Below are 26948 nucleotides of genomic sequence, written 5' to 3' on the forward strand. Positions count from 1 at the left end.
CATACAGATCAGGGTTGAAGCATGTAGTAGATTGAGGAAACGCATGATGAGATACCCTGTAATCAAAAAAAATCCGCTTCCCATTTTCAGGAGCGAACTTTCCGTTATTTATTCAGCTTGCTTGGCGATACTTGTTTTATCTTGTAAACAAGCGGGCTTTGCTTTTGGTTTATACACGTACTTATATAGCAGGTAACCAATCAGGAGGACTGCCCCTCCGATGAGAAGATAGGTCTGTATATGGCTCATCATGGATTGAACGGATTTCAAATTACCATTTTTCCCGACTATTAACATCGTGAGGGTGATCGGGAATATTCCTATAAAGGTTAATCCTCCGAATTTCCACTTATTCACTTTACTGATACCAGCAACATATGAGACATAATTACCGATGCCGAGGGGTCTCGTGATCGCAATACTCCACAATCCACATTTCCGGAACCACTTCTGCCCCTTTTCAATTTTCTTCGAACTGGTTTTCTCCTTGATCTTATCCTTAAGCTTAAATCCGATACCATAAGGGATGAAACTAAAAATGGTATAGATGGCACTGCTGGTGAGTGCTAATATTAAGAGCTTCATCGGGGATGGACCCAATACGTACCCATAAGTCAGCGTCACAAGGGCGCCTGGAAAAGGCAATGAGGATGCTTCAATGGCATTTCCAGCGAATAACCCCCACATTCCCAACTCCTTAATTAATTTCATGACAAACTCCAACATCGGACTTTCCCTCCACGATTCATTTATATACCCTTTTCCCTCTTTCAGCTAATGGAAACTCATATAAAGAATAAGATTTCACCCACTGGAGGGAATTATTGTTAGTTGATTCGTACATTAATCAATTTCATCAGTGAATGTTGGACCATCTATTTTCCATTGATCTTCCAATGAATCCCTGCGTAAATAAAAAACGGCTTCCTTTTCCCCCTGTGAATGATTGGACCTGATCCATTTCACTTTGAATTGTACTTTCATCGCCACAAGAGCAGGCAAGTCCTCAACGGGAAGTATGGATCTTTGAGTAATCCGGAAATGTTCCACCGAAGCAAGGGCCTTTTTGATTGAATGCTTGTTTCCGGACATGATATGTGAAAGAAGTCCTTCATCCTGCTGATTGATGGCAATCTCAAGTATGCTGATTAATTCATATGGATCCATACGGTATAGGAAACTGTCCAGTTCACCACCTGCTTTTAATATCATGACTTTATGGGCTAAGTCTGGAGTGGGGGTCTTATGCGTCGTACTTCTGTAAAAATGGACACAGAAATGCCCTGGGAAATTATTTTGGAGTGCTCCGGCACCATGAGGCATTCCATTCATGGAGGCAGAGATGAGCTGGTCATGAACCAATACCAGAATGGCACGACGATCCCAACTCCACTTTCCTTTGTAAATGGCTTTCATTATTTTCGTATCTTTATCTGTGACCGGCTGCACATCCGCATGTTTACTTCCTGCCCTTCTCTGCACGTTGAAAGACAATCCTGTATCTATATCAATAATCGTAAAATAAGAGTGGTTTGGAATCATTTCCTTTACTTGTTCCCATGGAAGAATCTCAACTTGAAAACTCGGTATGGCATCGGCCGATTTTGCTCCAAAGACAAGGAGCATTGACAGGACGATTGTGAATCTCATCATAAAAAGCATGTACGAAACCTCATTTTTTCCCTTAGTTTTGGTCACATTATTGCCGGTTCATTCGCTCAATTTTTGGAAATGGCAGTTGAACATGAAATAGCTTTTTTATACGGATACTACCCATGAAAGGGAGGGTTCATATGCTTTTGCTTAAACTGACCGCGATTGGTCTGTTAGTGTTTCCGGCAATGGGAGGTCATGATCACTTACATATCCAGTCACCAAATCATACACCCATTTCGGTTGACCGCCACTACCTGAAGGTACCATTGTTGGATGAACCATTAATGAATGAGAAACACTATGAAGATGTTGTTTCAAACGTCCAGAATATGGTCTACACCCCTCCGCATAATGCCTATATAAATGAACATAACCGGATCGTCCCCGAAGAAGCCGGATATAAGCTTCATGAAAGGAAATTCCGTGGTCTGGTCGATGGTTTCTTGTTATCAAAGGGATCCGGAGTGATCGAACCTCCTTTATTAACGTTATATCCAAAGGTGGACAGTGAAATCCTCGCTCACATACGTACACAAAAGATCGGGCAGTACGTTACATTCTTTAATAGACATAATGAAGAGCGAACGCAAAATATTACCCTGGCAACCAAAAAAATCAACAATACGGTGGTGTTTCCAGGGGAAGTATTCTCTTTTAATGGCGTGGTAGGAAAAAGAACGAAAGAAAAGGGGTATAAAAAAGCCCCCGTCATTGTAAGAGGGGAACTTTCAGAGGATATCGGGGGTGGTATCTGCCAGGTATCATCAACCTTATATAATGCGGTAGATCAAGCGGGCGTTACCATATTGGAAAGGTATCACCACTCAAAACGAGTGCCATATGTCCCTGAGGGCAGAGATGCCACGGTGAGCTGGTACGGACCCGATTTCACCTTTAAAAATGCTTATAATCAGCCCCTTCTCATCCGGGCAAAAATTGCAGGTGGGCAAGTGATCATAACCGTGCATTCATCTGATCTTATCAATGTGAAAAAAAGAAAGGTCCCAAGCGCCTCCCGGGAATTACCCCAGGAAAAACAAGTCGATCATTCCATACAAAATTAAAGGCATCTGCACTTGCAGACGCCTTTAACCTGATTAATTAAGGTGTTGGATCCCTTCGATGACAGTCGATACCAGTCGTTCCAGATCTTCTTCTTCGATGTTTAGCGGAGGTGAAATTGTCAGGACATTGTTGAAACCTGCCACGGTCGCACCATTTTTCCCGATGATGACTCCATTTTGCTTACAATATCCTATGACGGCGTTAACTTTATCCAGCTCCAAAGGCTCCTTGGTATCCTTATGAGTCACCATCTCAATTCCGATCAATAATCCCTTCCCTCTGACATCCCCTACATAGGGGTGATCCTGGAGGTGATTTTTTAAGGAATTTAACGCTTTTTCCCCCAGGTCTTTCGACCGATCAAAGAGTTTCTCGTTTTCCATGATTTCAATGTTCTTCAAAGCCAGCGCACAGGCTGCAGGATTTCCTCCGAATGTGTTGATATGACGGAAATAATCATATTCTTCAGATCCCTTAAAAGCTTCATAGATCTCACGCTTTACAGCAGTGGCGGATAACGGGAGATAAGCACTGGTAATTCCCTTGGCCATTGTGATGATATCAGGCTTCACATCATAATTCATAAAGCCGAATGCCTTTCCGGTCCTTCCAAACCCACAAATCACTTCATCTACTATTAAGAGAGCACCATGCTTCACACACACTTCTTTGGCCGCTTTCATATAGCCATCCTGCGGCATGAGGATTCCTCCGCCTGTAATGATTGGCTCCATGATCAATGCAGCGACTGTTTCACTTAGTTCCCATGTCATGGCCTGGTCAATCGCCTTCACTCCTGGAAGGTCGTGGGGATTCCCCCCTGTCACATCATCGCGGTATGCGTCGGGAGGAGCAATATGGTGAAATCCAGGCGCCAATGGTTCATACTTGAATTTACGCTGAGCCTGCCCTGTAGCAGCCAAGGCCCCCATAGAGTTACCGTGATACCCTCTATACCGGGAGAAAATTTTATATCTTCCCTCCTCACCGTTTTGTTGATGATATTGGCGGGCGATCTTAAAGGCCGTTTCATTGGCTTCAGATCCACTGTTAGAGAAGAATATCACATATTCATCACCAAGTAATTGATTTAACTTCTCTGCAAGTTCAATGGCCGGCTGATGACTTTGGGTAAGAGGGAAGTAAGCCATTTTCTTGAGCTGCTCGTAAGCTGCCTCTGCTAACTCCTGTCGTCCATATCCAACGTTAACACACCATAATCCTGCCATTCCATCAAGATACTTCTGTCCATCCTGATCAGTTATCCACGACCCGTGAGATTCCGTCACAACCATCGTGCCCTCGGGATTATATGGTTTCATGGAGTGCCAAATTAGCTTCTCATCCTGCTTTAACCATACATCTTGAGATTGACCTGCTTTTACCATGAAGATTCCCCCTAACCCTGATTAAAAATCAAATCGAGAAGTGATCATTTTCTTCCTAGTATAGAAATTTACTCCGTCTTTACCATTTACATGCATATCTCCATAGAAAGAGTCCTTCCACCCTGAAAACGGGAAGAATGCCATTGTCGCAGGAACCCCCACATTAATACCCAGCATCCCTGCGTCTGCTTCCTCCCTGAACTGTCGGACGGCGCCGGCGTCTTTCGTATAGATCGTTGCACCATTACCGTATCTTGACTGGCGGATGTAATCCAGTCCCCCGTCCAGATCTTCAGCTCTTAAAAGACTGAGGATAGGTGCAAACATTTCTTCTTTTGCGATTGTCATTTCTGGTGTCACATGGTCAAAGATCGTTGCCCCCAAGAAGTTCCCTTCCTTGAAATCTTCCATCTCTTTACGGCCGTCCCTAATAAGTGATGCTCCTTCCTGTATGCCTTTTTCAATATAACCGAGAGTCTTCTCCCGATTTTCCTTTCGAATGACCGGAGTCAGCAGTACTTCCTCATCCATCCCATTCCCTATACATAATTCGTCTGCTTTTTTATTTAAAGCCTTTACAAACTCTTCATTGTCTCCAACCACCACTACTGCACTGCATGCCATGCATCTCTGTCCTGCACTGCCGAATGCTGAACTGATAATGTGTTCAGCGGCTTTATTAAAATCCGCATCTGGCATGACGATATGATGGTTTTTTGCCCCTGATAGTGCCTGCACCCTTTTTCCTTGTGAGGCGGCTTGTTGATATACATATTTCGCAACAGGCTGGCTTCCGACAAATGATATGGCCGCAATGTCCTTGTTCTCCAGTAAGCCATTCACCACATCGTGGGCACCGTGCACCACGTTTAGGACCCCCTCAGGCATTCCCGCTTCCGTTAACAGCTCTGCAAGTCTATTGGCTAAGATCGGGGTTCTTTCAGATGGCTTCAATACGAAAGTATTTCCACAGGCGATGGCAAGGGGGAACATCCATAACGGGACCATCATCGGGAAGTTGAAAGGAGTAATCCCCCCTACAACACCTAGTGGATAGCGGAACATTTCGGAGTCGATATCTTCCGCTATCCCACTGAGCGTCTCTCCCATCATGAGGGTGGGTGCTCCACAAGCGAATTCCACACATTCTAGTCCTCGTTGTACTTCCCCATACGCTTCTTTGAATGATTTCCCATTCTCCTGCACCACTAATCCCGCCAGATCATCGTGATTGTCTGAAAGCAATGTATGATATCTATACAGAATTCTGGCACGTTTTGGCACCGGGGTCTTTTTCCATGTTTCTGAGGCATGCTTCGCAGCTTTCACTGCCATCGCCACATCTTCTTTGGTAGAGATCGGAACCCTCGCAATCTCTTCATTTGTGGCTGGATTTAAGACTTCCAATGTTTGTGAGCTGAGAGAATCCACCCACTTACCCCCAATGTAATTTTTCAATACTGCTACATCTTTTTTTATTACAGTCATATTCAGTTCCTCCTTATTTTTTTAAAAATATTCTCGAAGAAGATCAGAACTTTCTGTATACTTAATACTTTCATTATGAAAGAAAACGTCAGGTCATTCATTAGACATTGTGTAACATAACCCGGGATTCCCGTTGGACACTATATCCCAAAGCTTTCTTTAATGTACCTTTGTCTTCTTCAATAAGCTTTGAGGCTGCAAATATTCATGCGCCGCCAAAAGAAATTCGATTGTCACCCGTTTATCCGATCTCATGAAATCTTCACCAAGCATATCTTCTATTTTCTTCAGTCTATGATAGAGTGTTTGTCTCACGATAAATAATCTTTTGGAGGTTTCTTGCTTTGACCCCTGACAAGCCAGGAAAACTTTGAGTGTCTTCAATAAATCCCCATCGTGGTCCCTGTCATATTCTATTAACGGGGAAAGAAATTCTTCTATCATTTCCCACATATTCACATTCTCGTTGACAATTGAAATCAATCTGAATAAATGAATGTCATCAAAGAAACAATAGTTGTCCCCTCCATCGACTTTCGTTCGAAACGCAAGGGTATCTTTCGCAGTTTCATAGCTTCTATGAATATCCATCATCTCGAGTTGATATTTACCTGTGGCAAAAATGGCACCTGACGACTTTCTGAAAAATCCTGATTTTAAAATCTTTTCATAAGCACTGATCAATCGCACCTTCCAATCACCGGTTCTCCGGGTATCAAGGAGAATGAAGACTAAATCATGATCAATCCTTTCGGGCACCACTTTGAAACCATATTGTTCAAATATGCTTTTTGTTACTAGATTGAAGAAGGTTAAATCAAGCATTTCTTTATCAGCCAGTGCATTTGTCTTGCATATACACACGACACCACCGTGGATCGATACGTTTAGTTCATCCATGAACGCGGCAAGTCCATCGTATGACTGATCTCCTTTTAACCAGGACATGATCCATTTTGATTCTTCCAAGCGTTTTTGTTCATCAAAATACAATTCCCTCATCCAATATTGAGCAAGGGCGGTGGATGTCCGGTCAAGTATCAGCAGCTCATATTCACTGAACGGATGATTGTATCGGCAGATGCAAAGCTCTGCATACTCCTGATCAAATAGGATGACCTTCGTTGAAGCAACGTGATGATCTTTACTGTCTTTGCTCTTATAGTAGTTTTGCAGGAAGCGCTCTTCTTCAGACGAACACATTAAGGGATGAACCTTAACATCTTGTTCTTTCAATTGAAAAAGTACCGGTACATTCAATTCTTTATGTAATACTTGAAGTATATCCCTGCAGTGCTTGACTGACAGCAGCAGCTTATTCAGGTTCTGAGCATAGAAATCAAGTTTCTTGATCATCTCATATTGTTGATTGATGATTACGGCGTGTATATCCTGCGTGATACTGACAAAAGGGACTTCTTTTTCAAAAACAATGATGGGGAAATCAAATTGATCCGCCCACTCCAATACAGCTGCTGGTATGGTAGAGATATTCGTATCAAGTTCAATACAAAGGGCAGCTGCTTCACAAGCCCCCAACTGGTGAATGAGTGAGAGGAAACTCCCTTCCTCCTTCAGGGCAAGACCAGTCGAAAGGATCAATTCGTTCCCGTTAAGAAGATTTTTTATGGAAGTGACTTCGACAATGTGGACCCATTTTACTTGTCTGGAGAGACCTCTGTGCCCAGCTATCACCTTAGCGTGTTCAAAGTACTTTCTTTCCAGGATATCTTTCACTGAAAAATAGAAATGACTTTTCATCCTTCTCTCCCTTTTGTTTGGCGTAGTAAATGGAGAAAAAGGATTGGTAGAACCAATCCTTCACTCCTCTTCAGTATGGGGGATCGCAAACTGTATCTCCTCAAGCCGCTTAGCCCGCTTTCAATGAAGTGTTTGAAATAATAGATTTGAAAAATACTTTCGTGCATTCGCCGTTTTTACATGCAAAGTGGCGCTTCTCTTATTTTCAGTATGTTTAAATACAACAAAAGCCCCACTGAGATTTTCAGTGACCTTTTCTATTTTAAAACCCTTTTGCAGGAGAAAATCAATTTTGTCTCTTTCGCTTAAGAACTCTTGATAATCGGACATTTCGACACCCTTTCATTATCCTAATTGGTACCACTTTCGCCCATTCAAGAAAAACTTGTGCCTGTTGGGGATTTTTCAATAACGTTTTCCTCTGCTTCTTCAATGATCCAATCACGACCTACCGACATTCCCAGATACTTCTCATCACTGGGATCGGAAAGTTCTGCCTGCTCATACTTCTTGAACCACCAATATTTAGCCAATACGTAATAGCAGACGGCTCCTATTCCAAATCCAACCAGAAACGAGAAGTTAGGAACGAAATATGAAGCTACCGCCCCAAGGATCCATGAGATGAAGCCCGCAAGATTGATACCTTTCATATAGCTGAATTGTCCCCTGTCTTCATATAATGCGGGGACATTAACCCGGCGTTTTCTTATAAAATAGTAATCTGATATCAATATTCCAACGATGGCGGATAAAATCCCCCCTACAAACAGCAGAACGGGAATGATAATATCGAAAAGGTTCCAAGGCTGGACGATCGTCCCCACGACTCCGGCTGTTAACACACCAGCCCAAAAAGGAAATTTGGGTCCCCCTACATTTGAAAAAATGGTGGCGGCAGGTACTATATTGGCCGCAATATTCGTAGACCATTGTGCCAGGACGATCATCAGGAGCAGGACTCCTAGGACAAATCCGCTTGCCGCCTCCTGCAGGGCAACTACAGGATCATAATTCAGTACGGCTATATACGAAATACCACCGATTAATACCATAAATGCTTGAGTAATCGGCAGGGCAATAAGATTACCTATGAGTGCACTCCGATTTCTCTTGAACCAATTCCTTTCATTGCTTGGAGCCTTCATGAAGCGTGAAATGGAAGGAATATCTGCTGAAAGTGTTGCCCAAAATCCCATATTACTAAAAATCACAACAAGGAAAGCAGTAAATGTGGCTGCCCCCGTCACCGGACTTTCAACCCAGCTCCAAATATCTCTTCCCTGAGAGGCTGCAGAGTCTGATAATGACGAATACATCCAGACTGAGATGAGAATGATGACTGGGGCGGCAAGGTCCGCAAAACGTTCCACAGCTTTAATTCCAAGTGCCGTATTCACCAATTGAAGAATCGCAAAAATCATGAAGCAAACAAACCAATTATCAAAACCTGATAATATATTAAGAATTCCGTTCATCGCTGTAGCACCGAAGTATGTGTTGATTCCGAACCACATGGAAGCAGCCAGGCCACGGACCACGGATGGAATATGTGTCCCGATCGTTCCGAAGGGTGCTCTCATGTATACAGGGAAGGATAAACCATGTTCGATTCCGATATCGCCTGTTAAGGTTATAAATAAGCCAATGGCAAGGGAACCAATGATTGTGGCTAAAACAACGAGGGGTAATGGTAACGATACGACGCCTGCCCCACCGATTGCGAATGTTGCAAGTACGACGACCATCCCCACCCACATAAAGGAATAACCAAGCTTTGTAACTTTCCTTTCACTTTCTTTGATCGGTAATAAATCAGGAGACTTTAAATAACTTCTTTTCAACATGAACACCCCACTTTGTTTGCTTCGAATGGCTTTCCCAATCTTCTCACAAGAGAGGCGAGTGGGCGCAGTCCCTGCACCCGTCTCGCGAGGAGTCGTTCTTAGATTAAGATGGATGATTATCTATAATGGTTTTCAGCTCTTAGAGGGTTGAAGTGCTGCACTCTCTTCATTTACCAGCAGGTCACCGTATTTCGCTCTCTTAATATACTTTCCGGTACCCTGCTTTCCTACAAACTTTTTATCTTTGATGACATATTCACCCCTGGATAACACAGAAACCGGTTCTCCTTTGATCTTCATGCCTTCAAACGGGTTATAATCAGCCGCCATATGATGGGTCGCAGCAGAGATGACTCTTTCTGCCTGCGGATCAAAGATGACGATATCTGCATCCGACCCAACGGCTACGGTTCCTTTCTGAGGATACAACCCAAACAATTTAGCACTTCTAGTTGACATGATATCTACAAACTGATTCAAACTTATGCGTCCTTTTTCAACCCCTTCTGAGAATAATATGGATACACGGTCCTCAATGATTGGTCCGCCATTCGGAATTTTAGTGAAATCTTCTTTCCCAAGGTCCTTCTGTCCCTGGAAATCAAAAGAACATTGATCAGATCCCAATGTTTGGAGCTGCCCGCTTTTCAATGCGTTCCATAAAACTTCCTGATGCCACTTTTCCCGGAGTGGAGGGGACCATACGTATTTCGCCCCTTCAAAGTTAGGACGTTCCAAATAAGTTTGATCAAGCACCAGATACTGTGGACATGTTTCTCCCCATACATTCAACCCTTTACTCCTCGCCGCTGAAATCTGATCTACGGCCTCCGAACAGGATACATGTACAACATATAATTGCGAATCCGCTAATCCCGTTAATTTAGCTGCTCTGCCGGTGGCTTCCCCTTCAAGTTCAGGAGGTCTCGTCAAAGCATGATAAATCGGTTCCGTTTTCCCTTCCTCTAATGCCTTTTCGGTTAAATATTCAATGACATCCCCATTCTCTGCATGAACCATGACGAGAGCCCCGAGGTCCCTCGCAGCAACCAATGTTCTAAATAAGGTTTCATCATCTGCCTGAAATACATTTTTGTACGCCATAAACACTTTGAACGATGTGATGCCTTCCTGCTGTATGACTTCAGGCAGCTGAGAGAGAACCTCTTGGTTGATCTCCCCGATCATCAGGTGGAAGCTATAATCGATAACGGCTTTATCCTTTGATTTTGCATGCCATGTATCGATGGCACTTTGAAGAGGTTCTCCTTTATTCGTTAAACAGAAATCTATGAGGGTCGTTGTCCCACCAAATGCAGCGGCGATTGTTCCGGTTTCAAAGTCATCCTTTGAAACCGTGCCACCAAATGGCATTTCCAGATGTGTATGGGGATCGACGCCTCCTGGAAAAATGAATTTCCCCCTAGCATCGATCACTTCAGCCTCTCCTGGATCAAACCCTTTTCCAATCGCTGCAATCTTTCCGTCCTGTATCAGGATATCTGCTTTATACGTATCGGTTGCTGTGACAATCGTTCCATTTTGAATGATTTTATCCATAACGGTACCTCCTGGGTTATTTTACTGCATTTACTTTAGAGCCGGACAGGTTACTCATGACTGCTTGACGTTGGTTCCAGGTCATCGGCATCTGACCACTCGGAACTTCAATCATGTCTATGGCACCATCAACCGGACAGACAATCGAGCATAGATTACATCCGACACAATCTTCTTCTCTTACCTTCAGATAGCTATTTCCATCAGGATCCTTTAGCATATCAATACACTGATGCGACGTATCTTCACATGCAATGTGGCACTTATTACAATTGATACACACGTCATTATTGATCTGGGCCACTACACTATAATTCAGATCCAGATTACCCCAATCGGAAAATCTAGGCACTGACTTTCCAACGATCTCCTGAACGCTTGATATGCCTTTGTCATCTAAGTAATTATTCAACCCATCCAGCATATCCTCGACAATCCTGAAACCGTGGTGCATGGCAGCCGTGCATACTTGCACCCCGGAAGCACCCATGAGCATGAACTCAACGGCGTCCTGCCAGTTCGAAACTCCCCCCATGCCTGAAATCGGAACATTGATCCTAGGGTTTCTGGCACATTCTGCCACCATGTTTAAGGAAATAGGTTTCACTGCAGGCCCGCAGTATCCACCGTGAGCTCCCTTACCGGCAACATGAGGAATGGTGTTCCATGAATCCAGATCCACTCCCGCAAGACTATTGATCGTATTGATCATGCTGACAGCATCCGCTCCGCCTCGGACGGCTGCTTCGGCTGTCACGGTGATATCTGTTATATTGGGTGTCAGTTTAACAATGACCGGTGTCCTGGCCACTTCCTTTGCCCAGTGAGTTTGTTTCTCGACAAGCTCCGGCACTTGACCGGAGGCCGACCCCATTCCCCGTTCAGCCATTCCGTGTGGACATCCGAAATTCAGTTCCAATCCATCAACGCCTACATCCTCCACTTTTTTGACGATTTCATGCCACTTTTCCTGCTTCGGCTCCACCATTAGGGAAGCAATGATGGCGTGATTCGGGAATCTCTTCTTGGTTTCATATATCTCTTTTAAGTTCACTTCCAATGGACGATCCGTAATCAGTTCGATATTGTTGAAACCCGCTACCCTCTGGCCGTTAAAGCTTACGGCTGCAAACCTCGATGAAACATTGATGATAGGTTCACCCAACGTCTTCCAAACCGCACCTCCCCAACCAGCCTCGAAAGCCCTTTGAACCTGATACCCTGAGTTCGTCGGTGGCGCGGATGCTAACCAAAATGGATTGGGTGATTTAATACCCGCTAAATCTATGCTTAAATTCGCCATGGAATTCCCCCCTCTTAAACAGTTTTAATTCATTTTTACTGTCGAACAGATCTCATGTAATTGATATGCTGCCTGCTTCCCTTGCTCTGCTGCCGTAACGACCATCGCTTCCCCGATACCTTTACCGAATACGATGTCCCCACAGGCAAAAATCGAAGGATTCGACGTTTGAAAAGTACCGGGATCAACTTTCACCACTCCTTCAGAGTGCTCCAACCCGAATTGTTCAATGAGTGTAAGATGACGAGTCTGCCCTATGGCTTTAATGACGACGTCAACGGGCAAAATGAATTCTGAACCTTTAACCGGAATGGGGCGCCTTCTTCCATCTGGCCCTTGTTCCCCAAGCTCCATCTTGATACATTCTATCCCTGTAACCTCTCCTTTTTCATTCCCGATGATTCTTTGGGGAGCCGTCAACCAACGGAATTCCACACCGTCCTGCTTTGCAAATTCGTATTCAAAATCATAAGCTGTCATTTCTTCTTTTGTACGCCGGTATAAGATTTTCACATTCTCTGCGCCTAGTCGAATGGAGCATGTGGCTCCATCAATGGCTGTGTTTCCAGCACCGATCACCACTACTTTTTTACCGATGTAGTCGTGATTCAACTTGGCGCTTTTGGTCTTTTTCACAAACTCGATGGCATCATGCACGCCTAACAATTCTTCTCCTTCAATCCGCAAGTCCGGTACACTCGACATTCCTGCAGCCAGGATGACAAAGTCATGTTTCATGAGGATCTCCTCGGCAGAAATATCCTGACCCACTTTTACACTTGTCCGGATCTTTACATTCAGTTTCTTAATCTGTTCCACTTCCCAATAAGAAATGCTCTGAGGAAGGCGGAACGAAACGATACCATAAGTATTTAAGCCCCCCGCTTCTTTTTCAGCCTCATAAATCGTTACATCATATCCAAACCTCGCGAGTTCCCTTGCTGCAGAAAGTCCTGCCGGTCCCGCTCCGATAATTCCGACTTTCTTGCCGTTAGGCTCTCCCGCTTCAAAGAGCACAGTGTCATTATGTCTTGCCCAATCTGTTGCATAGCGTTGAAGATCGCCGATCATAATGGGTTTGGTTGAAGAATTCAGTACGCATGCTCCTTCACATAGCTCCTCTGTCGGACAGACCCTTGAGCAGCTCGCCCCAACGGGATTGGCAGTCATGATTGTCTTAGCGGAACCCTTTAAATTCCCTGAGGCAATCTTTTTGATAAATGATGGTATATCGATGCTTGTCGGGCAGGCATGAATGCAAGGTGCATCATAGCAGTACAAACATCGATTCGCTTCCTCCAATGCCTCCCTGCCCGTTAATCCCTTATGGGCTTCCTGAAAATTCTTCTCTAGATTGAGTAATGAAAGTGTGTTAGACAAACTGACTTCCCCCTCTTCATTTCCGATTCGCACTCCTTATCGTTCCAGCTTGGTTAAGGAAGTAACGCCGTCATATCGTTATAGGTTTCTGGTCTCCGGTCACGGTAAAACTGCCATGTGTCCCTTACTTCCCTTAATAATTTCTTATTCATTTCCCCTATGATCACTTCATCCTGATCCCTGCTTCCAACTGAAACAAAGCTCCCCCTTGGATCAACGAGATAGGACTGGCCATAGAATTCACCCATATTCCAGGGACCTTCATATCCGACGCGATTGATGGCACCCAAATAGTACCCATTCGCCACTGCATGAGCAGGTTGTTCAAGTTTCCATAAGTATTCGGAAAGCCCTGCTACGGTCGCTGAGGGATTAAAGACAATTTCCGCTCCCTTCAATCCTAATAAACGCGCTCCTTCAGGGAAATGCCTGTCATAACAGATGTAGACCCCTACCTTGGCATAAGCCGTATCAAATACCGGATACCCTAGATTTCCAGGTTTGAAATAATATTTCTCCCAGAACCCGTATCCCTCCTCACCGACACCCACGTGAGGGATATGCTGCTTTCGATATTTCCCCAAGTATGTCCCATCTGCGTCGATGACAGCTGCCGTATTATAGTAGGTTGCTATTCCTTCCCGCTCATAGATCGGCAGGACGATGACTACACTTAGCTCTTGGGCCAACTCCTGGAATTGTTTTGTAGTCGGGCCATTCGGGATTTCTTCAGCAGAGTCATACCATTTAGGATTCTGCTCTGAACAAAAGTAAGGCCCATAGAATATCTCCTGCAAGCATATGATCTGCGCCCCTTTTTTCGCTGCATCCCTCACTAGTTCCACATGCTTTTTGATAGCATTTTTTTTATGGACGTCCACTGTTTCATTCCCGTCCACATCATGAGAAGCCTGAATGAGTCCGATTGTAACCAAATCTGACATTCGAATTCCCCCATTACATTAAGATTTTTATAAAAATAGTAAGCGCTTTCATTGTTATAGTTCATAAGTTAACACTTACTAGATTTCACTGCCCTCTAAATAAATTCTGAATTTTTACTATTTTCACTTAATTTTAACCCGTACCAAAATAGATTGCATTATACATTCTGTAAGACGAACTACCTTCACCATTTGTCATTATGTATTGTCAATAATTTTTGAGCCATCTTGTCCGTTTCTCATAAGGTATCATAGGCACTTTGCGAAATTTGTAGAATAACTTGTCTAAATATTATAAAAATTAAGATTTTAATCGACAAAATTCACAAATCCCTCCTTTCATTTTATTTTTTATGCACAAAAAAACAGCCTTCTCAAATGAAAAGGCTGTTTCTTCGTTTAACGGAATGAATTGACTGATTTCATTTTCAGTGACCGTTGTCTTTCCGGTCTGTACTTTACTACTTGTCCAATAAACCAGGACAATACGGCTATCCAGATGATGGCACCAAGAACCATAGAAGTTGAATACGAAAGACCGAACCCCTCCGGTGCATAAAAAATATACGAACTTACCACTCCTGTCATAAACAATGCGGGAAGGCTGCAAATCCAATGAAATCTTGCTTTCTGCAATAAATAGATAGAAGCAGTCCAAAGCATGACAGTCGCAACTACCTGATTCGACCAGCCTACATACCTCCAAAGAAAGGTATAATCGATTTGAGTCAGCAGGAAAGTAGGTACTGCAACAGGGATGACGAGTAATCCTGAAAGCCATTTCCCTTTCAATTCTTTTTTTCTGAAATCGGTCAGTAAATCTGCGAGCATCATACGTGACGATCTGAGGGCGGTATCCCCTGTCGTCACCGGGAGGATGATGACACCAAGGACGGCCAGTATCCCGCCGAGAGTGCCTAGTGTCGTTTTGCTGATCTCATTGACTACCCCTGCAGGACCTCCTGAAGCGAGTGCTTCCTGAAGACCGGCTGTGCCATTAAAGAATGCCATCCCTGCAGCAGCCCAGATAAGCGCGATGATTCCTTCAGCAACCATCGCCCCATAAAATACTTTTCGACCTTCGCTTTCCCGTTTCAGGGTCCTGGCCAAGATCGGACTTTGAGTAGAATGGAAGCCGGAAATGGCTCCGCATGACACGGTGACCATTAAGAGAGGCCATAAAGGCAGGTCGCCTGGATGCATGTTCTCAAATGTTAAATTCGGTACCGGATGTTCAAAGAAGAATAATCCGATTCCGATTGCTACCGCCATAAATATAAGTATCGCACCGAAAATTGGATAAATTCTACCGATGATTTTATTAATCGGTAAAACAGTTGCAATCAGAAAATATGTAAAGATAATAACCAGAGATGTCATAAAGTTAAGCGGCGTCACCTCTGCCATGAGTTGCGCCGGACCCGATGTAAAGGCTGCAGCGACAAGGATCATTAACACGATGGATAATATATTCATGACGGATTGAACGGGTTTCCCTAAATATTTCCCAACGATTGTCGGAAACTGTGCCCCATTATGTCTGAGAGAGAGCATCCCGGAAAAATAATCATGTACGGCTCCAGCGAATAATGTTCCTATCACAATCCACAGGAAGGCGACGGGACCGTATAAAGCACCCAGTATCGCACCGAAGATCGGACCCAATCCCGCAATGTTCAAGAGTTGAACCAGACTTGCTTTCCACCAGCTCATGGGCATATAATCCAAGCCGTCTTTATTAGCATATGCAGGTGTGATATTGGAATCATCCACCCCGAAAATCTTTTCTACCACCTTTGAATAAAAGAAATAACCAACTACCAGAATACAGATGGATGCAAGAAATGTGAGCATCACGATGTCCTCCCTTCACTATTTGAAATTAACGTTTATTCTAATACGAAAAACGACAAATAACAACAGAATTTTCTAAAAACATTATTTTTTCAGAATAAATAAACATAAGTTGATTCAACTAAAGCCTATTAAACTAACAATGAAACCGCGTACAATTCTTAGAAAATTTTTTTAATATAATAAAGACGCATCCCCATTTGGGAATGCGCCTCATCGGATTCTATATTTTCGTTTGAACAAATTTTTCGTGAGCCTTCAAGAAATCCTTATTATTTCTTTCAGTAGCGATTTCCAAAGGAGATTGGGTATCTTCCGATTGGACAGCTCGTTCGTCTCCATAAGCCAGCAGCAAAGACACGACCTCTGCTGATCCATCAAATGCAGCAATATGTAATGGTGTATAGCCGGATGAATCACTCTGATTTACATTCGCTCCCTGATCGAGCAGGAATTCCACTAATTCTTTCGACGCTTTACCGGCAATCCCTGCATGTAATGCTGTGTTGGATGGAATATACGATACCTTTGAATTGGAAACGGAATTGATATCTGCACCAAAATTTAAAAGAAGCTCCACAATTTCCTTTTGATCAAAATGCGACGCCACTCCGAGTGCGGTTAAACCCTGTTCATTCTCTGCATTACAAAGATTTGTATCATTTCTCAACGTTTGCTCCACTACCGCTTTATCGCCCGTTTCGATTGCCTCAAAAAACTCTTCAATTGTAAAAGATGTCAATGAATTCACCTCATTTTTTCATAATTACAAATATTCTACCAATTTATCCCGATAAAAGATAGAGATGATTGCCAAAATAGGCACTCATCCCCAGGAATGGCTACTGATCCAATTTTAATTTAGCTAAGGCATCAGCCAATGCTGTATTGACCGGCTCTTCCTTCTGTTGTGTATTTAAATATTTATTAACATCCCTTTTAGTCGCTTTACTATTCTTTTCTTTTTTTCTTCTATCATTGAATGTGGATAGCTTTTCTCTATGTCCACAAACACAAGTGAAAGTCTGCCCTTCCCCTTCTCCTCTTAAATCCAGGCGTTTATGGCAATTCGGACACCGGGCATTCGTTTTCTTGCTGATATTTTTCCGGTGACCACATTCCCTGTCTTGGCAAACCAGTTTCTTTCCATGCTTATTTTTTATTTCTAACATTAAATTCCCACAGTCCGGGCATTTCGTACCTGTCAGGTTATCATGGGTGAATTTTTGGGTTGAGTTTTTGATTTCACTGACAGACTTCTTCGTATAATCCTTGATTTCTTTCAGAAATTCCTGTTTCTTGAGGGAACCGTTAGCGATTTTTTCAAGCTTTTGCTCCCACACCGCTGTCAAAGTAGGTGACCTGAGGTCCAGGGGTGCAAGTTCCAATAGCTGCTTCCCTTTGGAAGTTATATGAATATCTTTTCCTTTTGACTCTATTACCCCTGAATTGAAGAGCTTTTCAATAATATCTGCCCTGGTTGCGACAGTACCAAGTCCGCCTGCCTCAGAAATTGTAGCGAGCAAATCTTTATTGCTTTCTTTCATGAACTTCTTCGGGTTCTCCATGGCAGACAACAGTGTTCCCTCATTAAATCTTCCTGGAGGATTGGTATGTCCCTCTGTTTCTTTCATTGAGAGGACCGGATAGCCGTCCCCTTCTTCCATCCTCGAAAGAAGTTGGTCTGCTTCAGTGGTATGATCATAAAGTTCTTTCCATCCGGAGTCTACAATCCGCTTCCCTTTTGTTTGAAATGTTTCTGACCCGATTGTGGCTTCTACAGTCGTTTGTTCGTACTGATATGGAGGAAGGAATACGGCTAAGAAACGCTTGACGATTAAATCATATACTTTTCTTTCCCTGTCCTGCAGCTTCTGAAGAAAAGGTGTTTCCTCCGTCGGGATAATCGCATGATGATCTGTCACCTTTTGATCATCTACATAAGCTTTTGACAATTGCACTGAGCTCTGTAACGCCCTGTGGGCCATCTTTCGGTACGGTTGGACGTTCACCGCTTTCAATCTGTCCTTGAGTGTTGAAACCATATCACTTGATAAATGTTTACTATCTGTCCTTGGGTACGTCACTAATTTATGCTGCTCATACAATTTCTGCATGATAGAAAGCGTCTCTTTAGCAGAAAATCCAAAGATCTTATGGGCATCTCTTTGTAATTCAGTCAAATCATAGAGGAAAGGTGCACCATTTTTTTTCAATGTTTTCTTCACTGATTGAATGACGATTTCCTTCCTGTCTTTTAATGACACCATGATTGAGGTGATTTCTTCTTTAGAAAACGTTCGCGTATCATTGGTTTTCCTGTTGGACCACACAAAGGTCCCTTTATCCGTCACAGCTTGAATCCCGTAAAATGGTTTTGGCGTGAAATTCTTTATTTCCTCCTCACGCTGGGCAATGATACTTATCGTCGGTGTTTGTACACGTCCGCAAGATAATTGGGCATTGTGCTTGGTGGTCAGCGCTCTTGTTGCATTCATCCCAACATACCAATCGGCGACGGACCGTGCCTCGGCAGCTGCATATAAATTTTCGTAGCTTTTCGCATCTTTCAGTTTTTTGAATCCATCCCTGATGGCTTTGTCGGTGACAGATGAGATCCATAACCGTTTTAACGGCTTATTCACCCGGGCTTTTTCAATGATCCAACGGGCGACAAGCTCCCCTTCACGACCAGCATCGGTCGCAATGACGATCTCTTTTACATCAGCGCGGTTCATTTGCGTTTTGACCGTGCTGAATTGTTTTCCCGTTTTCTTGATCACGACAAGATTAAGGGACGGTGGGAGCATGGGAAGATCCTCGAGCTTCCATGATTTATATCGATCGTCATAGCTTTCAGGTTCTGCAAGGGTCACCAGGTGTCCAAGAGCCCAAGTGACGATATAATCATTCCCTTCCAAGAATCCATTTCCACTTTTCGTACATTGAAGTACTCTGGCAATATCTCTACCGACAGAAGGTTTTTCTGCCAGGACCAAAATCTTTTTCATGTAAAAAATCCTTTCATTACTGGGTCTATATTTTCTATATCTTTTCTATTTTAACATACAATAAATAGAGTAGTGCATTTTGGTTCACGCCATTAGGGAGATTGTACTATACTTATACATGGTCGATTTAATAAAGGAGCTAATGAATTTTGCAACATGACAAACACAAAGGCTCCATTCTTCCGAGAGAAGCCTGGGGCCTCTTCATCATCCTATTAATCAGTTTATTATCAAGAGGGTTGGGCATTCTTTTTCCACTGATCGGCAGCTTGTTATTTGCGATCTTGATCGGGGCAATCCTCCAAAACACAATAAAACTCCCAAAAGCTTTCGATCCGGGAATACAGTTTACTTTGAAGGTTCTATTGAAAGTGGCCATCGTTTTTCTAGGTGTCGGATTGAGCCTTTATGATATCCTCCATATCAGTCAAAGAGCTCTATGGGTGATATTTTTCTCTGTCATCATAGGTATTTCAGTGACTTATGTTGTCGGGAAATGGCTCCGTATCGATAAAAGGTTGAGCTTATTGATCGGGATCGGCACCAGCATATGTGGAGCCACAGCGATCTCAGCCGTTAAAGGGATCGTCGGTGCTAAAGAGGATGAAACCGCTTATGCATTATCCACGATCGTCTTCTTTAATTTAATTGCATTTGTTACGTATCCCATCATCGGTCAACTTCTCGACATGTCTGATCTATCGTTTGGGATCTGGGCGGGTACCGCCGTACATGATACTTCTTCGGCGGTTGCCGTTGGTTATGCATATGGAGACGAAGCAGGTGAAGTTGCGACGACGGTGAAGCTTGCCAGAACGTTATTCCTGATTCCTGTGATGTTTATCCTTCCGTTTATCTTAAGAAAGAAAAGCACAAAGGGAGCTCATTATAAGAAGGCCTTTCCGTGGTTCATATTTTTGTTCCTTGCGGTGTCACTGCTTCATACGTTTGGATTGATTCCAATGACCATGGAGGCATACCTTAAGAGTTCGTCCAAGTTCATGATCATCATGGTGATGACGGCTGTGGGTCTTCAAGTAAAAGGAAAAGATATCATCCGTCTGGGAATTAAACCTCTCCTGACGGGATTGATCGCTTCTATCACATGCACTGTCATCAGTTTATTGCTTATCCTCTAAGCGAAAACCTGACTAAAGTAATTAAATTCCATAAAAAAAGAGCATCTGCACAGATGCCCGTTGGTTCATATCCATTTTCCGACTGCTTACGTGCTAAGAAGAAAAAACTAGGAAGAGGCCGTCTTCCTAGTCTATTTTATTCTTCGTCGCCTTCTAAGAAGTCTGGATCTAACTCTTCAAATTCTTCATCATCCAAGTCGCAATCCCAGTCCTCATCGTCACAACCTTCAGGATTCACTAGGACACATACTTTTGTTTCTCCGATAACTTCCACCAGGAATTCACGTTCGACGTGAACGATGATTTTGTTACCGTTCGGTGAAATGACCGCTTCGCAGCAATTTGGCTGTTGCAGTACTCTCGCACATACTTCAATGTCATCTAAGCAGTCTGGATCACGGTATTTTAGTTTAATGCAATCTGTATATTCTACTCTCTCGGTTACAACCGAAGTCTTCGTGTTGTCACTGTGGGAGTACCATACGTTGATTTCGTAAAAACCGTGAACTTCGACCTTCTTGCCGACTTTGTGTGCTTCATACTGATGGTTGATGATCCAGCAGCCTAAAATGCTCGATGGATTATGCGGTGGGCAAATCGTATGATGAGACTGTGTGAATTTACGTCCCTTCGCTACGACCGCTTTCGTGATAATCTCTCTATATTCTGCCATTCGAGCGAACCTCCTCATTCATTTTCAATTCATCTTATGCGACTATCTAGGTGTTTGTGCGAGTAAATTTTAATACATAATGGGATTGTTGCTTAGATAATGTATTGTATGCGAATCCCAATTGAATGTTCCGGAATGCGCATGACGGGGACGGTGAAATAACAAACAAAAAAACGACCTATACAGGAAAGGGATATCCCTTTCCTGTATAGGTCGTTATAACCTGAAATCGTCTGGCGTTTAATATAAATCTGAATCAGGAACAGCTGCCAGGGGCTGAATTTTTCACATGTGATCCTGTTTCCCCACGGAGTAAGTCTCCCCCGGTCGTCTCGATGATATGATCTGTCACATTATTTGAAATCACGGAAGCAACGATTTGCAGTAAATCATTCACATCCGTTTGAGATTCCTTAAATTGTTGAACAACCGGAATCTCATCGATTTCCTTTTCAAGGTTTTCAATTTTTGCCTCCACCATTTTTAGGGCTTCGATTTTCCCATAGTGTTGAAAGTTAACGGCTTGTTTTTGTAAACTCTTGATACTTGCGATCATTTCACGGACGTTTTGATTTTCATGGATCTGTGCTTCCGCCCGCTTAAAGAAATCCACTTCTTCCGTTTCAGCAATCATTGTTGCCAATTCTTCTGCACGTTTCATAATATCGTCTTTTGTATACTTTGCCATATTATTTCACCTCTACTGCTTCCTGGAATTCTGTTCCGATTTGGCCTTCTCCTACCATTTCCCCATCCAAAGACCAGGACTTGGCATCTGTGATCTTCACTTTCACTATCTTCCCAATGGCTGTTTTAGGAGCCTTGAAGTTTACGAGCTTACTGCGTCTTGTGTAGCCTGCCAGAATGTCCGGATTTTTCTTACTTTCCCCGTCCACAAGCACCTCAACGATTTGACCCGTATATTTCTTCATTGCTTCAGCAGAATATTCTTTCACAACCGCATTCAGCCTTTGAAGGCGTTCTTTCTTCACTTCCATCGGCACGTTGTCATTCATCTTCGCTGCAGGGGTACCTTCCCGTGGAGAGTAGATGTATGTGTACGCCGATTCAAAGCCAACTTCCTTATATAAAGAAAGGGTTTCTTCAAATTGTTCATTGGTCTCATTTGGGTAACCAACGATGATATCTGTCGTGAGCGCCACGTCCGGCATGGCTTTTTTTATTTTACCGACTAATTCCAGGAATTGTTCCCTGGTATACTTACGTGCCATGATTTTCAGAACATCTGTCGAACCTGATTGAACAGGTAAATGAATGTGCTCGACCAGATTTCCTTTCTTGGCAAGCACTTCGATTAAATGATCATCGAAATCCCTTGGATGACTGGTTGTGAACCGTATGCGTGGAATATCCACCTTACGAAGATCATCCATCAAGTCTCCCAACCCATACTGAAGGTCTTCAATATCCTTACCGTATGCGTTGACGTTTTGACCAAGGAGAGTGATTTCCTGATATCCCTGTGCTGCCAGATGGCGGACTTCCTGAATGATTTCTTCAGGACGGCGGCTTCTTTCTTTCCCCCGTGTATACGGCACGATACAGTATGTACAGAACTTGTCACACCCATACATGATATTGACCCATGCCTTGATATTGCCACGGCGGACCTTCGGAAGGTTCTCAATGACGTCCCCTTCTTTCGACCAGACCTCAACGACCATCGCCTTGGACATATAAGCATCAGATAATATCTGAGGAAGACGGTGAATATTATGCGTACCAAAGATCATGTCCACCTGTTGATAGGTTTTCAGGATTTTGTTGACAACCGATTCTTCCTGGGACATACATCCGCATACTCCAATTAATAGATCAGGCTTTTCCCGTTTTAAATGTTTGAGATGTCCTAATTCGCCGAACACCTTATTCTCAGCATTTTCACGGATGGCACAGGTATTCAATAGGATGACATCCGCATCATCTGTCGAATTCGTTACTTCATAGCCGAGTGCCATGAAGATACCTGCCATCACTTCTGTATCATGCTCATTCATTTGACAACCATAGGTACGGATATAGAATTTCTTTCCTTCGCCGAGTCCTCTATATTGATCATCGATTGTAAAATCATTATGGTATTTTATTTCTTCTTTCCCACGTTTTTTGGCATCTTTTAACGACGGCGGGATATAGACACTTTCAAAGTACTTGCTGTAATCCTTAACAGATTTTTGGTCTGCTGGAGATACAGACTTCGATTGTTGTCCATGTTTTCGCTGTTCTTCGTTCATGAATAATCCCCTTTCTACCTCTATAACCAAACCGTTTTCTTCTATATATAAAGCCGGCCGAATTAACAGGATAAACATTGTTGCACATTACTATAGTATAAAGGTTTTCAGCCCCACATACAATAGAGTCGCTTAAGTGTTGAAAAATGTTTCATTCCTATCATAGCTATTGATTCTACTGTACGGTGATCGTTTCATTTCGTATATTTTTTCCTTTCAGCCACACAGGGAAACACATTCTTCTATCAAATCCTAAACACTGACTAACTACTAATGATGCACCTGAAATCTATTTTTATCACTTTAGGCTAGAGGCTCAATCGAATATTCCCTTATGAACGTATGATAATTAGTAGTAAATTGTAAAGGAGTGTTAAAGAATGAGTTATAGTCAGAAATCAAATGCTCAGGACACCTATTTCCATGAAGATTATCAAAGGAACAAATGCCATGACTCCCGCTCCAGGCATTATGACCATTGTGTAGAAGACGTTTTAGAAGCAATCCTTGAAGCTCAGAAAAAAGCAAAAAAAGACCATGGTTGTGAAACTTCGTGTAAAAAGTCCATAGAGGATTTACTTTGTGAAAAAAAGAAACACAAAAAAAATACCATCCCATTTATTTTATATTGTGGATGCGAGCCATTTAAAGGCACTGGTGTCACTACCTATCACTGTCATTCAAAAAAGAAAAAAAACTTCAAGTGCATCGAGACCTACGTCTTTAAGTTAATAGACCTTGATCATAGATGTGCGACTCTTGAATTATTGACCTTTAAATCCGACCACCATAAGGGCGACTCCCAACATCATCATGAAAGTAAATGCTCGCTCTCATCACCTTGTAAACAAATCGACCATAAAAGTGTGGATGATTTGATGGGAACCGGAATTTGTATAACTGTTGACTTGTCTTGTTTCTGTGCTATTACCTGCCTGCCTGCCGTTCATTTATAAATGCATCCGGAATGAAAAAAGGTGAACGAGATTCGTTCACCTTTTTCATCCTCCAAAAGCTTCAAGTAGATCGTCAATTTCTTTCATTCCAACGGAAGCATGATTTAGTTCTTTTGGACTCTTGATGGTGTATTCGTTCAAGCTCTTGGAGGAATCATTTCCATGCTGAAGCAGCAATCTCTTTAATTCCACTAGTTTTTCTAATATGGCACGTTCGGATTGTACATTAACTTGAACAGGTTTAGCATGGTGCAGGTAATCATGCAGTGCAGAAAAAACAAGATGATTCAATGTATTATTTTTTGCATGATAGGCGACTTGCTCTACAATCTTAGAAGTGATGGCTTTCGTTTCCCCGGTTTTAACATTTACGAAGCTATCGGGGATCGTTAGAATGGTATCTTGAAAGTAATCTGCATATTTTTCAGGCATACTCATCACCCTTTAGCTTTTTGTATATTCCATATGCATAGGATTGTTTTTTAATTGATTCAATTTTGCAAGGATCATCAATCCTGATACATTTAATTTTTCCATATTTTGCGGGAAAAATAATTCAATGGGGCGTCCTCTTTCTGCCCATTTCACCGCCGCTTCCCTGATATGGGATTCGGCTATTTTTGCAGCACCGCCAACTGCAATGTATTTGACCGCTCCTTTGATTTCATTTGAGCTGTTCCTTACCCGGTCGAAATGCTCCAGGTATTTAATGGCCAATGATTTTAACTGCGGAATGATATATTTACTTATATCCTTTTTCACCCCGGCGAATGGTTCTACATACCACTCGGATTGACCTGCCACCAGCTTCTCCTCTAGCTCAGATCTTGAATCGAACTTGTATAGCTCATACTTACTGACTTTCTGAATGATATGATCTAAAAACTGGTTGATCCCGAAAGGCTCGCCCTCGATGGAAGCTACTGGCTTATTGTTTTTGATCCCTACAAAATCCACTGAATCCCCTCCCAGGTCACCGATCAGGATCCCTTTGGCAGAGTCCTGTAAAAGAGCTTCATCTTTGACTCCCAATGTCTCTTCATCCCGTGTCAATGCCAGGTAGGCACAGGCTCCTTCAGCCCCGATAATGACATCTTTAATATGAAGCCTTACAATGATTTCTTTAGGGGAAGCCATTCCAGGAACCTTGTGTAGATAAACTGTATGGGTCCCGATGAGACGGCTTTTCAACGTATCTTTCCGCTCTTTATACTGAGTGGTCGGCAGAGAGACCGCCAATTGATCGATCTCAAAGGATAGATCTGTCTCAGATCGGTTGTTCATTACAGTATGATGGGCCAACATGCCAAATAAAAGGGTGTAAGTACGGTCTTCATCTACCTTCTGATTATTAAAGGACGTTAAACTTACATTTCGCTGTCTGGCTGCTGCTTTACCGATATAATATGGATCCCTTTTTTCATGAAGTGCTGAACTGTTCACTTCCACAATCAAATTGTCTTGTAGTAAAATATCCTCTTCGTCGTAAGGTTTCTCATAAAATTCTTCATCAAATAACGCAATTGCATTTGGCATGGAATACTCTCTTACTTCACCTTGAGTTGATACAATGGCTTTATAAAAGCTGTTCCCTAAGTCAACAGCTGCAAAATTATGCCTATCCATTACATCCTCCTCCTTCCCTTAAGCTTATGCCGGGATAGAAAACATCTGTGCACGTACCCAGTCATAAATTTTTCAGGGAAGTAACGGAAAATGGAAGTGCGTTGTTTCTACTAAAATGATTTTCCCTAGTAAATTTCCACTCTTATACTGATTCATATATCCACTCTTAATAGATTCTACCCGCATATTATAAAGTGTAGTTTAAATATTGTTTATTAAATAGGAGGAAAAAAAATGAGTGATTATAATAAGAGTAAAAATTGTGTGAACGTAGATAAGTCTGCTTCACTCGATCACTGCGACAACACAACAGTCAATCCCATTCTAACCCCGGCAGGTGAAAGAATTGTCCATGTTCCAGTCGATTTAGGAGTATATCGTGTATCAAGTAACCTTGAAGCACACATTAAATTTCCTGAGCCTGTGATGGAAATCAAAGATGTAAAAAAGAAAGTCGAAATTGTACAATGCCGTTTAATGACGATTCCAACAAGCAATGGCGACTTCAGTGAAGATGGTGCACAATTTCCTCTGCTATTATCAGGGTATGTGCGCAAGAACATTCAATACGCAACACCATGTGGAGGATCTGGATTCGATGGATCCTGTGTATCTTCTGACATTAAATCATTAACGGTCCGCGTCCCTTTTAAATGCATGACTACGATTACCCTGGAATCACCAGTCCAGCTCCCAAGAACAAATAACCGTCAGGAATTTGACTTCTTTAGAGCACAAGACTTAGGTACAGGCTATCCAGAGAAGGATCAATATTTATCAAATGATATTTCCCAATTCCATCAATACAGCAATCAATACTACAATCAACTTCCTTATTGTGAATTGCTTTCAAGCAGCATTTTAGAGTGGGATGAATCAACAGATCGTGTATCCGAAGGTCCTGTAGGTGAAGGATATTTCTACAATATGCTAGAAAAAATGTCCCTCAACTTTACCATTAAAGTATTACAAAAACAGCAAATCCGTCTTACTGCAGAATAAGCAGTAACCTAGTATCATCAGCACTCCCCCTACTGTTATC

24 protein-coding genes are annotated in these 26948 nt (G+C 42.7%); 5 read left to right on the top strand and 19 right to left on the bottom strand.

Features of this window, described 5'->3' with window-relative positions; all coding sequences use genetic code 11:
* Positions 1-108 precede the first annotated feature (108 nt).
* Positions 109-711: a DedA family protein gene (locus ATG71_RS16875; protein ID WP_286163046.1), complete on the bottom strand. Its 603-nt coding sequence runs from the start codon at positions 709-711 to the stop codon at positions 109-111.
* Positions 712-843: 132 nt separating this feature from the next.
* Positions 844-1662 (bottom strand): hypothetical protein, encoded by an 819-nt coding sequence (locus ATG71_RS16880; RefSeq protein WP_286163047.1) that lies wholly within the window; start codon positions 1660-1662, stop codon positions 844-846.
* Positions 1663-1793: 131 nt separating this feature from the next.
* On the opposite strand from ATG71_RS16880, the gene ATG71_RS16885 reads away from it, so the two are divergent.
* Positions 1794-2720: a VanW family protein gene (locus ATG71_RS16885; RefSeq protein WP_098440678.1), complete on the top strand. Its 927-nt coding sequence runs from the start codon at positions 1794-1796 to the stop codon at positions 2718-2720.
* Positions 2721-2753: 33 nt separating this feature from the next.
* On the opposite strand, the gene ATG71_RS16890 is transcribed toward ATG71_RS16885, so the two are convergent.
* The 9 genes from ATG71_RS16890 to ATG71_RS16930 form a co-directional block, all read right to left on the bottom strand.
* Positions 2754-4109 carry an aspartate aminotransferase family protein gene (locus tag ATG71_RS16890; RefSeq protein ID WP_098440679.1) on the bottom strand — a complete coding sequence of 452 codons (1356 nt, stop codon included), beginning with the start codon at positions 4107-4109 and terminating at the stop codon, positions 2754-2756.
* 21 nt (positions 4110-4130) lie between these two features.
* Entirely contained in the window at positions 4131-5597 is a 1467-nt protein-coding gene (locus ATG71_RS16895) for a CoA-acylating methylmalonate-semialdehyde dehydrogenase (protein ID WP_098440680.1), read from the bottom strand.
* A 159-nt stretch (positions 5598-5756) separates the two neighbouring features.
* Entirely contained in the window at positions 5757-7358 is a 1602-nt protein-coding gene (locus ATG71_RS16900) for a PucR family transcriptional regulator (protein WP_098440681.1), read from the bottom strand.
* Between the two features lie 120 nt (positions 7359-7478).
* A complete protein-coding gene (locus ATG71_RS16905; RefSeq protein WP_098440682.1) occupies positions 7479-7688 on the bottom strand; it encodes a hypothetical protein in 210 nt (69 codons plus the stop codon).
* 44 nt (positions 7689-7732) lie between these two features.
* The gene (locus ATG71_RS16910) at positions 7733-9205 is read right to left on the bottom strand and encodes an NCS1 family transporter (RefSeq protein WP_098440683.1); all 1473 of its coding nucleotides are present in this window, start codon (positions 9203-9205) and stop codon (positions 7733-7735) included.
* 132 nt (positions 9206-9337) lie between these two features.
* Positions 9338-10765 (bottom strand): dihydropyrimidinase, encoded by a 1428-nt coding sequence (hydA, locus tag ATG71_RS16915; RefSeq protein ID WP_098440684.1) that lies wholly within the window; start codon positions 10763-10765, stop codon positions 9338-9340.
* A gap of 16 nt (positions 10766-10781) precedes the next feature.
* Positions 10782-12068: an NAD-dependent dihydropyrimidine dehydrogenase subunit PreA gene (gene preA, locus ATG71_RS16920; protein WP_098440685.1), complete on the bottom strand. Its 1287-nt coding sequence runs from the start codon at positions 12066-12068 to the stop codon at positions 10782-10784.
* Positions 12069-12092: 24 nt separating this feature from the next.
* On the bottom strand, positions 12093-13448 hold the full coding sequence (locus tag ATG71_RS16925) for an NAD(P)-dependent oxidoreductase (RefSeq protein ID WP_098440686.1): 1356 nt from the start codon (positions 13446-13448) through the stop codon (positions 12093-12095).
* Between the two features lie 53 nt (positions 13449-13501).
* Positions 13502-14392 carry a nitrilase-related carbon-nitrogen hydrolase gene (locus ATG71_RS16930; protein ID WP_098440687.1) on the bottom strand — a complete coding sequence of 297 codons (891 nt, stop codon included), beginning with the start codon at positions 14390-14392 and terminating at the stop codon, positions 13502-13504.
* A 35-nt stretch (positions 14393-14427) separates the two neighbouring features.
* On the opposite strand from ATG71_RS16930, the gene ATG71_RS24025 reads away from it, so the two are divergent.
* The gene (locus ATG71_RS24025) at positions 14428-14502 is read left to right on the top strand and encodes a hypothetical protein (RefSeq protein WP_353616315.1); all 75 of its coding nucleotides are present in this window, start codon (positions 14428-14430) and stop codon (positions 14500-14502) included.
* Positions 14503-14791: 289 nt separating this feature from the next.
* Here the strand turns inward: ATG71_RS24025 and ATG71_RS16935 are convergent, their stop codons facing one another.
* The 3 genes from ATG71_RS16935 to ATG71_RS16945 form a co-directional block, all read right to left on the bottom strand.
* A complete protein-coding gene (locus ATG71_RS16935) occupies positions 14792-16246 on the bottom strand; it encodes a carbon starvation CstA family protein (RefSeq protein WP_098440688.1) in 1455 nt (484 codons plus the stop codon).
* 223 nt (positions 16247-16469) lie between these two features.
* Positions 16470-16988, bottom strand: coding sequence for an ankyrin repeat domain-containing protein (locus tag ATG71_RS16940; RefSeq protein ID WP_179886571.1), 519 nt, complete (start codon positions 16986-16988; stop codon positions 16470-16472).
* A gap of 100 nt (positions 16989-17088) precedes the next feature.
* The gene (locus ATG71_RS16945; protein ID WP_098440690.1) at positions 17089-19257 is read right to left on the bottom strand and encodes a DNA topoisomerase III; all 2169 of its coding nucleotides are present in this window, start codon (positions 19255-19257) and stop codon (positions 17089-17091) included.
* 149 nt (positions 19258-19406) lie between these two features.
* Here ATG71_RS16945 and ATG71_RS16950 point away from each other — a divergent pair, with 149 nt between their 5' ends.
* Positions 19407-20396: a YeiH family protein gene (locus ATG71_RS16950; RefSeq protein WP_098440691.1), complete on the top strand. Its 990-nt coding sequence runs from the start codon at positions 19407-19409 to the stop codon at positions 20394-20396.
* A 136-nt stretch (positions 20397-20532) separates the two neighbouring features.
* Here the strand turns inward: ATG71_RS16950 and ATG71_RS16955 are convergent, their stop codons facing one another.
* From ATG71_RS16955 to miaB, 3 genes are all read right to left on the bottom strand, one after another.
* Positions 20533-21069 (bottom strand): outer spore coat protein CotE, encoded by a 537-nt coding sequence (locus ATG71_RS16955; RefSeq protein WP_034759992.1) that lies wholly within the window; start codon positions 21067-21069, stop codon positions 20533-20535.
* A gap of 256 nt (positions 21070-21325) precedes the next feature.
* Positions 21326-21757, bottom strand: a complete 432-nt coding sequence (locus ATG71_RS16960) for a YlbF/YmcA family competence regulator (protein ID WP_098440692.1) — start codon at positions 21755-21757, stop codon at positions 21326-21328.
* A gap of 1 nt (position 21758) precedes the next feature.
* A complete protein-coding gene (gene miaB / locus ATG71_RS16965; RefSeq protein ID WP_098440693.1) occupies positions 21759-23324 on the bottom strand; it encodes a tRNA (N6-isopentenyl adenosine(37)-C2)-methylthiotransferase MiaB in 1566 nt (521 codons plus the stop codon).
* Between the two features lie 380 nt (positions 23325-23704).
* Between miaB and ATG71_RS16970 the strand changes: the two genes are divergently transcribed.
* Positions 23705-24280, top strand: coding sequence for a CotY/CotZ family spore coat protein (locus ATG71_RS16970; protein WP_098440694.1), 576 nt, complete (start codon positions 23705-23707; stop codon positions 24278-24280).
* A 45-nt stretch (positions 24281-24325) separates the two neighbouring features.
* Here ATG71_RS16970 and ATG71_RS16975 read toward each other — a convergent pair whose 3' ends face one another.
* A complete protein-coding gene (locus tag ATG71_RS16975) occupies positions 24326-24712 on the bottom strand; it encodes a hypothetical protein (RefSeq protein ID WP_098440695.1) in 387 nt (128 codons plus the stop codon).
* 12 nt (positions 24713-24724) lie between these two features.
* A complete protein-coding gene (locus ATG71_RS16980) occupies positions 24725-25906 on the bottom strand; it encodes a ParM/StbA family protein (protein WP_098440696.1) in 1182 nt (393 codons plus the stop codon).
* 234 nt (positions 25907-26140) lie between these two features.
* Between ATG71_RS16980 and ATG71_RS16985 the strand changes: the two genes are divergently transcribed.
* Positions 26141-26908 carry a CsxC family protein gene (locus ATG71_RS16985; protein WP_098440697.1) on the top strand — a complete coding sequence of 256 codons (768 nt, stop codon included), beginning with the start codon at positions 26141-26143 and terminating at the stop codon, positions 26906-26908.
* Positions 26909-26948 lie beyond the last annotated feature (40 nt).

This window comes from Bacillus sp. es.034 (assembly GCF_002563655.1).
Lineage (GTDB): Bacteria > Bacillota > Bacilli > Bacillales > Bacillaceae_B > Rossellomorea.

What these genes read in the sequence shown, in the direction of transcription:
- ATG71_RS16985 (WP_098440697.1), top strand. Translation starts at nt 26,141, where the DNA reads ATGAGTGATTATAATAAGAGTAAAAATTGTGTGAACGTAGATAAGTCT.
- ATG71_RS16960 (WP_098440692.1), bottom strand. Translation starts at nt 21,757, where the DNA reads ATGGCAAAGTATACAAAAGACGATATTATGAAACGTGCAGAAGAATTG.
- ATG71_RS16885 (WP_098440678.1), top strand. Translation starts at nt 1,794, where the DNA reads ATGCTTTTGCTTAAACTGACCGCGATTGGTCTGTTAGTGTTTCCGGCA.
- ATG71_RS16900 (WP_098440681.1), bottom strand. Translation starts at nt 7,358, where the DNA reads ATGAAAAGTCATTTCTATTTTTCAGTGAAAGATATCCTGGAAAGAAAG.
- ATG71_RS16890 (WP_098440679.1), bottom strand. Translation starts at nt 4,109, where the DNA reads ATGGTAAAAGCAGGTCAATCTCAAGATGTATGGTTAAAGCAGGATGAG.
- ATG71_RS16875 (WP_286163046.1), bottom strand. Translation starts at nt 711, where the DNA reads ATGAAATTAATTAAGGAGTTGGGAATGTGGGGGTTATTCGCTGGAAAT.
- ATG71_RS16910 (WP_098440683.1), bottom strand. Translation starts at nt 9,205, where the DNA reads ATGTTGAAAAGAAGTTATTTAAAGTCTCCTGATTTATTACCGATCAAA.
- preA (WP_098440685.1), bottom strand. Translation starts at nt 12,068, where the DNA reads ATGGCGAATTTAAGCATAGATTTAGCGGGTATTAAATCACCCAATCCA.
- ATG71_RS16945 (WP_098440690.1), bottom strand. Translation starts at nt 19,257, where the DNA reads ATGAAAAAGATTTTGGTCCTGGCAGAAAAACCTTCTGTCGGTAGAGAT.
- ATG71_RS16980 (WP_098440696.1), bottom strand. Translation starts at nt 25,906, where the DNA reads ATGGATAGGCATAATTTTGCAGCTGTTGACTTAGGGAACAGCTTTTAT.
- ATG71_RS16935 (WP_098440688.1), bottom strand. Translation starts at nt 16,246, where the DNA reads ATGCTCACATTTCTTGCATCCATCTGTATTCTGGTAGTTGGTTATTTC.
- ATG71_RS16895 (WP_098440680.1), bottom strand. Translation starts at nt 5,597, where the DNA reads ATGACTGTAATAAAAAAAGATGTAGCAGTATTGAAAAATTACATTGGG.
- ATG71_RS16955 (WP_034759992.1), bottom strand. Translation starts at nt 21,069, where the DNA reads ATGGCAGAATATAGAGAGATTATCACGAAAGCGGTCGTAGCGAAGGGA.
- ATG71_RS16970 (WP_098440694.1), top strand. Translation starts at nt 23,705, where the DNA reads ATGAGTTATAGTCAGAAATCAAATGCTCAGGACACCTATTTCCATGAA.
- miaB (WP_098440693.1), bottom strand. Translation starts at nt 23,324, where the DNA reads ATGAACGAAGAACAGCGAAAACATGGACAACAATCGAAGTCTGTATCT.
- ATG71_RS16930 (WP_098440687.1), bottom strand. Translation starts at nt 14,392, where the DNA reads ATGTCAGATTTGGTTACAATCGGACTCATTCAGGCTTCTCATGATGTG.
- ATG71_RS16905 (WP_098440682.1), bottom strand. Translation starts at nt 7,688, where the DNA reads ATGTCCGATTATCAAGAGTTCTTAAGCGAAAGAGACAAAATTGATTTT.
- ATG71_RS16880 (WP_286163047.1), bottom strand. Translation starts at nt 1,662, where the DNA reads ATGCTTTTTATGATGAGATTCACAATCGTCCTGTCAATGCTCCTTGTC.
- ATG71_RS16975 (WP_098440695.1), bottom strand. Translation starts at nt 24,712, where the DNA reads ATGCCTGAAAAATATGCAGATTACTTTCAAGATACCATTCTAACGATC.
- hydA (WP_098440684.1), bottom strand. Translation starts at nt 10,765, where the DNA reads ATGGATAAAATCATTCAAAATGGAACGATTGTCACAGCAACCGATACG.